The organism is Candidatus Protochlamydia sp. R18, from assembly GCF_000648255.1.
In the GTDB taxonomy this organism is placed as follows: Bacteria; Chlamydiota; Chlamydiia; order Chlamydiales; family Parachlamydiaceae; genus Protochlamydia; species Protochlamydia amoebophila.
In genome coordinates this window covers 1-7968 of record NZ_BASL01000661.1, presented here as the reverse complement: position 1 = coordinate 7968, position 7968 = coordinate 1, and the positions used below count along the sequence as shown (strand labels likewise).

The 7968-nt window shown below is 37.8% G+C and carries 5 protein-coding genes; 4 read left to right on the top strand and 1 reads right to left on the bottom strand.

What is annotated here, in order from left to right; genetic code table 11:
• The 4 genes from TY19_RS04215 to TY19_RS04200 form a co-directional block, all read left to right on the top strand.
• Positions 1-1115 (top strand): alanine/glycine:cation symporter family protein (locus tag TY19_RS04215; RefSeq protein ID WP_042280501.1); only part of this gene is annotated, 1115 nt, incomplete at its 5' end.
• 608 nt (positions 1116-1723) lie between these two features.
• Positions 1724-2632 (top strand): hypothetical protein, encoded by a 909-nt coding sequence (locus TY19_RS04210; protein WP_042280500.1) that lies wholly within the window; start codon positions 1724-1726, stop codon positions 2630-2632.
• The gene (locus tag TY19_RS04205) at positions 2578-3456 is read left to right on the top strand and encodes a DUF6119 family protein (protein ID WP_042280499.1); all 879 of its coding nucleotides are present in this window, start codon (positions 2578-2580) and stop codon (positions 3454-3456) included. Before TY19_RS04210 ends, TY19_RS04205 begins: the two co-directional genes overlap by 55 nt.
• Before the next feature lie 495 nt (positions 3457-3951).
• Complete coding sequence (locus TY19_RS04200) at positions 3952-4857, top strand: hypothetical protein (protein WP_042280498.1); 906 nt, start codon at positions 3952-3954, stop codon at positions 4855-4857.
• Positions 4858-4926: 69 nt separating this feature from the next.
• Here the strand turns inward: TY19_RS04200 and TY19_RS04195 are convergent, their stop codons facing one another.
• The gene (locus tag TY19_RS04195) at positions 4927-7776 is read right to left on the bottom strand and encodes a valine--tRNA ligase (protein ID WP_042280497.1); all 2850 of its coding nucleotides are present in this window, start codon (positions 7774-7776) and stop codon (positions 4927-4929) included.
• Between the last annotated feature and the right edge of the window lie 192 nt (positions 7777-7968).

Sequence of the window (7968 nt, the reverse complement as noted above, 5' to 3'; positions counted from 1 at the left end):
CAGCCATTACAGTCGGTGGACTAGGAGCTCTTTTTTGGATGTGGGTGACTGCTTTATTGGGAATGGCGACGAAATATGCAGAAGCTATTTTAGCGGTAAAATATCGTGTTACTGACGAGCATGGAGAAATGTGTGGTGGGCCCATGTATTTTATTGAATCGGGTTTAGGTTGGAAATGGTTGGCTTGTTCATTTGCTTTTTTTGGAGCAGTCGCTGCTTTGGGTGGAGGAAACATGTTGCAAGCTAACTCTGTAGCAGATGTTATGCGTACAATGTTTCATGTAAATCCTTGGTGGTCTGGTCTAATTATTGCAGCATTGACAGGCTTTACCATTGTGGGAGGAATTAAAAGTATTGGAAAAGTCGCTGGTTTATTAGTTCCGTTCATGGCTCTTTTTTATATTGCGGGAGCAAGTATTATTTTGGCGTATCACTACGATCGTATCTTTGATGTCATTGTTGCTATCATTACCCATGCGTTTACGGGTCAAGCTGCATTTGGTGGTTTCTTAGGGTCAACAATGCTATTAGCACTTCGAGTCGGGGTGAGTAGAGGATTAATGACAAGTGAGGCTGGGCTAGGAACAGCTTCAATTGCCGCAGCTGCAGCAAAAACAGATCTTCCAGGTCGTCAAGCCTTAGTTTCCATGACAGGCTCTTTTTTAGCGACTATTATTATGTGTTCCGTGACAGGCCTTGTACTTGGCGTGACCGGCGTATTTGGTTCGCTAGATGAGCAAGGAAAATTGCTCAATGGCGCTTCTATGACTGTTGCAGCCTTTAACTCTATTTTTACTGGTGGGGGGTATATTGTAACAATTGGATTAGTTCTTTTTGCTTTTACAACGTTGCTTGGTTGGGCTTATTACGGTGAAAAATGTGTTGAATATCTTTTTGGTATTAAGTCTGTCCCCATTTATCGAGTTTTATTTACTTTAATGATTATTCCAGGAGCTGTTTTAGAACTAGATATTGTTTGGAAAATTTCTGATGTTTTCAACGGATTAATGGCTTTTCCAAATTTAATTGGATTGTGTGCACTTTCGAGTGTTGTCATTTCAGAAACAAAGTTATTTTTGAATGTCTTAAAAGCTGAAAGAGAAGCTGAGAAATAGGCTAAGCTTATTTCTAAATAAAAATCTAGTAGGAAATTTCAGGTAAGTTAAAAAATAATTTGTTAAATGCCGCTTGGATACTTTGTTAATAAATTTTTGGAGTTTCAATCATTTCCAATTGACGAAAAAAATTAAAAAACCCTCTTAATTTTTTTTATTATTGCGACATAACTGTCTTCTAATAAAAACAGTCATTCTATTTTATTGGCAAGTAAATGCAAATGCGTTAATTTTAAAAAACTCTTTAGTAGTCTTGCTGTCTAGCAAGCAGTTTTGCAAAATTTAACACTTACAACTTGTACTCATCTTTATTCAATTCAAAAATTGAGCAGTCCTATTGCCTATATTAATCGTGATGCTCTTGTGAAAGTGAAAGAGTAGAAATCCTCAAGCTTGTACATACATATACAACCAAAGTTTGAAATATGGCAAATCCTATAGCAAATCCTCCAGAAGTTCTTCCTGTGCTTCCTACAGAACCTCACCAACCTTAAGTATACGACGTTTATCTGCAGCACGCATTGTAAAGATGTTGACGACTGAAGAAAATGAGTATCTTCACACTTTGACTCCTCAAAAAAAGGCTTAGCCATCTATGTCGCAAAATCATGAGGCTAGCCAATATAAGGCTACAAAAAAAGGGGATCACTCCCAAATCTATAGGCGACGAGATTGAACTTCAGGGTCTTTTTGAACTAGTTATAGAAAAGCAAGATGTCGGAGAAGGCTTCAGTCTTCTTTACTATACAAGGCAAATCTCAACTCTGTCAAAATTAGCGCAGTCTCTTTTAAAACTAGGAGGTGAAGCATCCAAAATGCAGTCTTCACGAGTTGAAATGATCGGTTTCCTTTTTCGACAACAGACTTATCACAACTCTAATAAAACACCAGAAACACATGATGATCTCTATGCCCTTACCACAAGTGATGCCTGGCGTGAAATTTCACATCTGACAGAATTTGAGTTTCCTCAGGCTATTCTCATGCGTCTTTTAGAAAACAAAGTGCATCATGTTGTCTATCAGCCCCTTGTTGGAAATGCTCTAAGAAATGAAAAAGACTTCAAAGAGGGGGAAGAACTTCATATCATTCGCTATTTTGATAAATTTATTACCCAGTTGACTTCACGCATTCGACCACAAACATCGCTGTACCGCCTCAAGACTTTTTGCAATAAGGGAGAGAAAATTCCAAAGAAAGAGACGCAAGTTAAAATTGAACTAGGAGCTGTCCGCTTTCAAAAGCTATTCGCTCTTGCAGATTACCCTCCACTTCTTGACCATCTTTCTAAAATCCATCATGGACAAAAGACATATCTTGTTAAAGTAGGAGAAAAACAAAAAATTCTTAATGGGAAGGGTGAAGAGGAAAAAGATCATATAGATCTTGCTTTTTGGAAGTATTTAAAACCAGTAGACCCTTCAGAAAAGGCAGCTCTTGAGCAGTTAATGGATCAATCAATTTGGAAAGCTTTCCAGGAGGGGATCTCGCTTCCTCTTTTTTCGCTCATCGATTAGTCAAAGACTATGCCACCTCGTCTAGTTTCCGGCTTGTTTCTCATTTGATTCCTCAACGCAAACGAAAAGATTGCAAATGGGATTCTGCAAAATCTGCTCAAGAAATACTGCATTTATTACGTGAAGTGGTGCCAAGTTTAGAGGAATGTCAAAATGCTGATGACTTTGCAAAAATCCTTAAAGAGATCAAGATAGAATTCAAAGTGCGGGAAAAAATAGAGAAAAGCTCTCTTCGAAAAATGTTTGGTGGGGAAATTAGAATTACAGAAAGCCAAAAAAGCTATTTTCTGGTTGGAGGTCTGTGGCTTTCGATTTCTCCTGACTACCTACGATGGGTTCAGGTAGAGTTTCGTAAACTATTACAGGATTGCTTGCTAAAACCTGGAGACCCACGAAATCTTCCTCATCCTTGGCCAGCTGATAAAGCAATTAAAGAGGCTAAAGAGAATGGAGCGGGTCTCTATGCTGAAGATTTTTATAACCGCTCATACGCATCTCTTGACAATTACTTAGTTGGCGACCGAGTTCTTGTCGAAAAAATTGAGTTATTTGATCTTTTATATCGACTAGATTGGGGAACAACACAAGAAGTTGTTCTTTATCATGTCAAAAAAGGCTTTGGACAACAGACAAGGGATGCTGTCTCTCAAATACATGTGAGTCTAGCTCTTCTGCATGAATTTCTTAGCGATTCAGCAGCTAAAAAACCGACAAGACTCGATCAACTTTGTAATGCTCTAGAAGCCCGTTATCCAAACTGTTTAGAAAAAGTTGGACAAAGACAAGGCCTCATGGATGCTTTTAAGAGAGATCAGCTCACCTAAGCCTATGCCGTATATGATGACTCTTCTTCAAATCGCTCTCTTTGGGATGAAGTAAATCGAAAAGAGAAACTCACAGTCGAAGACTTTGAAGCAATAAAGGTTAAGAAATAAATTATCTCATCTCAAACTATTGTAGAAAGTCTACAAGCCGAGGATTTTCTTGCAGCAGATGGTTTACTCACAACAAAATTTCACGGGACAACTAAGGAAGAGTTTAAAGAGATTATTAGCAAGCGACTGAATTGCACTAAGAGTAAAGCTGATGATCTTCACAAACGTATCTGTAAATTAGCTGTATCGCCCTATGATTCTCTCATTGCCCGGCTTGAACTCTTAGAACTGCGAAAGCAAGTTGAAAGCAAACAGATCAAATTTAAAATATGCGAAATACCAAAAGCTGGAAATGTTAAAAAAGAGATAGAAAACGAGGAAAGCTGCGGATCAGATGTTTTAAAGTTCCCATCATCTTTACTCGTTGTCAAAGAAATACCTATTTTGACTGAAAGATCAATTTTTACCTGCAAGGGCAATCGTTTTCAAATCGAAGAGACAGTTGGAGATGGCACCTGTGGTTTACATGCCGTTTTTGGTGAACCAAATGCTTCGGGTTATTTTTTTTATCCAGGGGGATCTGAAGTAGCACGTAAGTCCTTTGTTGATGGTTTAAAGTCGTGTCTAAATGATCCGATGCATCCAAGAAAGAGTGAAGTCAGTTTAGCCTATGAAAAGCTCATTTTAGATTTACTCATCGGTAGGGGAGCCCAAGGAATAAATGGGAAAATTTTGACAATTAAACTTGGAGTTTCTGGCCAAGAATATCAACGAAAGTTTAATACATTTGAGAAAAAACGTCGAAAAGCTGTGCAAGATCTGGAATCTGCTTTTTGCGAAACTTTTAAAAATATGAAAAATAACAACGCTAAAAAATTTTCAGATTTGATGAACATTTTAAGTCCTGGTCTTAACCAAGAAGAAAGAAATATTCAGGCACAACTGTATAGAGATAATCCAAAGCAACTCAGCGCTGCTTTTGACCAAAAACGTGAAGTGATTCGACAATTTTTTTGCACACCTGGCTTTACGAAAGCATATAACGCTCCTGTCGAGTACTTTAAGGTAATTAAGCAAGCTGAGAATGAATTAAAAAAACTAAAAAAGGAAATTTTCCATAATCCTGAAGTTTTTAACGCCTATCTAGCTTGTATCCAGGATCTCGATTATTGGTTTGAAACGAATGAAATTTGTCTTGCCGGACCTTTAGGAGGCAAAGCTGTGCGTATTTTTGCACAAACGGGCAATGGTGAGATTACAATTGCAGATCAGGTGTTAACAGAATTGGTTGATGATGTATGCCCAATCTTTCATCATGGCAGGCACTTTATGCGATGCACTCCGAAGTAAATTTCTAGAAGAGGGAAAGAGGATAAATTTTTTTATCCCTCTTTCCCTCTAATAATTTCCGCAAAATTCTTATGGAAGAGTCATTAATTTTTCTTTAATTTCTCGCAGTTCTTGTTCAGTTTGAGAAAGTTGCTGATTTTGCTTTTCAATTAAATGAGCGGGTGCTCGACTGACAAAATCTGTATTAGAAAGTTGGTTTTTTAATTTCTCTAGAGAAATTTCTAATTTTTCTTGCTCTTTGTTTAAACGTGTTTTTTCTTGTTTGAGAAGCTCTTCTGGAAGAGGAAGTTGAATTTTTAAAGCATGATAAACTCCTGTGCAAGCAAAACCTATTTTTGGTTCTTCTGTTTCGACTAGAATTCGTCGTGTTTTGACAAGAGCAGAGATCATCGTAATATGTTCCCGAGCAGATTGCCATTCGGGATCATCTGCTTGCCCAATGATATAGACATCAGTCGCCGTCCCTGGAGATAACTTCATTTCACCACGAATATTACGAATGGTATAAACAATTTGTTCCATCAAAGCAAAAGCAGTTTCGACTTCTTGATTTTTTTCTCCTATCCTTATAGGATAAGGAGCAACAAGGCACGCTGAGCTTTGTAAAGCTTGAATACATTCTGTTGTATAAGGATCTGCCTTGGTTAGTGCTTCAACACCTTCTAATCGCTCTTTAAGTATGTGAAAAAGCTCTTCGGTAATAAACGGGGCCATGGGATGGATCAAACGAATAGCTTGGCAAAGAACGATGACAAGAAGTTTTTGTTTATTCGTTCTTTCTTGTGTAGTTCCTATTTTACCAAACAAAATGGGTTTGGCGATCTCTACGTAATAAGCACAAAACTCTTTCCAAAAGAAATCGTAAGCTTCAATTGCTGCTTGATCAAACTGATAAAGTTTTAAATGAACGTTAACACTTTCGACTGTTCGATTTAGAACAGAAAGAATCCATCGGTCTTCTAAAGTAAATAAAGCTTCATCTAAACCTTGAGAAAAACTTTGCGAAGTTAAAGGCATAGTTCTATTTTGCTCATTCCCATCTAAATTCATGAGAACAAAGCGCGCCCCATTCCAAATTTTATTTGTAAAATTTTTAAATTCTTCGAAACGTCTTCGATCTAAATCAATTTGACGAGCTTGGGTTGCACTCGCACAAAGTGCCATGCGCACAGCATCAGTCCCAAATTGATCAATCATTTCCAAAGGATCTATAATATTTCCTTTTGATTTAGACATTTTTTCCCATTTGGAGAAAACCTCTTTAGGGATGGGTTTTCCCATATCAAAATCAGAGCGCTCTTGTTCATTGACGTATAAAATTCCTCCATTGGACTCTTGTCGCCAATAAGATTTACCATAAATCAATCCGAGCAAATATGTTTCGGGGAAAGGTGGTTGATCCAGGGCATAATCGCCCATCAAAATCATTCTGGCCACCCAGAAAAATAAAATATCGTGTCCAGTGACAAGAACAGAAGTAGGATAAAATTTTGCGAGTTCCGGTGTTTGTTCCGGCCAACCAAGCGTCGAGAAAGGCCATAAGGCTGAAGAAAACCAGGTATCTAAAACATCTGAATCTTGAATCCATTCCTCTGGAGCATTTTTCACTTCATCAGGTAAATCAGAGCCAGCATAACAAATTAACCGATTCGAATCTTCTTTGTGATACCAAATAGGAATCCGGTGACCCCACCAAAGTTGTCGACTAATGCACCAATCGCGTAAGTTGTCAATCCAATGAAAATATGTACTTTCCCAATGAGAGGGGATTAATTTAACTTGGCCATTTTGAACAACTTCTCGAAGCTTTTTAGAAAATCCATCCATTTTCACAAACCATTGTTTAGAAAGGTAGGGTTCAATAATGGCCTTAGATCGATAAGAAATTCCTACGCGATTGAGGTGAGGTTCTACTTTTTCTAGGAGTCCTTTTTCTTTCATTTCAGAAACAACAGCATGTCGAGCTTCTGTCATACTTAATCCTTGAAAATGCCCCCCATTTTCATTGATTTTGCCATCTGGAGTCATGATGTTGATAAACGGTAGCTGATGATTAAGACCTATTTGATAGTCATTGGGATCATGAGCGGGAGTGATCTTAACAACTCCTGTTCCAAAAGAAGGATCGACATGGTGATCTGCAATAATAGGAATTAAGCGATTCATTAAAGGGAGCCTAATTTCTTTTCCGATAAGGTGCTTAAACCTTTCATCATTAGGAGAAACAGCGATAGCGGTGTCTCCTAACATAGTTTCTGGTCGCGTCGTGGCAATGGAAATGAATTCAGATTCATCACTCAATGGATACTTAAAATACCAAAGGAAAGATTGCTTATCTTCATATTCAACTTCATCATCTGCCAAAGCTGTTTGAGTATGAGGATCCCAATTGACAAGATAATCTCCACGATAAATAAGACCATCGTCGAACAATTTCTTAAACATTGTTCGAACCGCCAAACTATTGTTTTCATCCATCGTAAAACGAAGACGGGTCCAATCGCAAGAGTTTCCGAGTCTTTTTAATTGCTCAATAATCCGATTTTCGCTCTTTTCTTTCCATGTCCACACATGTTTTAAAAATTCTTCACGTGTATAATCTGTTCGTTTTTTTCCCTCAGTTTGGATGAGGTGCCTTTCTACAACCATTTGGGTGGCAATTCCTGCATGGTCTGTTCCTGGAACCCATAAGGTTTCGAAACCAAGCATTCTTTTCCAACGAATTAAAATATCTTGAATTGTGTTGACTAAAGCATGTCCCATATGAAGAACGCCAGTGACATTAGGAGGAGGAATGACAATACAATAAGCAGGTTTGGTCGATAGAGGATTAGCTGTAAAATATCGTTTTGCATCCCAAAATTGATACCATTTCTCATCGATCTTTTTTGCTTCATAGGCTTTAGGTAATTCGGTCATGATTCTCCTTAATCTTAACTCTCTTTTGCTTCGACAAAATAGGTTTTTAGCTTTGCTTTTTGGTTAAAACAAGACATAGGTTTAGCACTATATCATTTATCAGAATTTATCTCTAAGGTTGCATAGATTATTAATAACCTGAATTTTGGGTTTTTAGGCAGCCATTAACAACAAGCGATGCTGCTCTGCTAA

Bases quoted from the DNA above. Each gene is read 5' to 3' on its own strand.
- TY19_RS04210 (WP_042280500.1), top strand. From the start codon at position 1,724: ATGAGGCTAGCCAATATAAGGCTACAAAAAAAGGGGATCACTCCCAAA.
- TY19_RS04195 (WP_042280497.1), bottom strand. From the start codon at position 7,776: ATGACCGAATTACCTAAAGCCTATGAAGCAAAAAAGATCGATGAGAAA.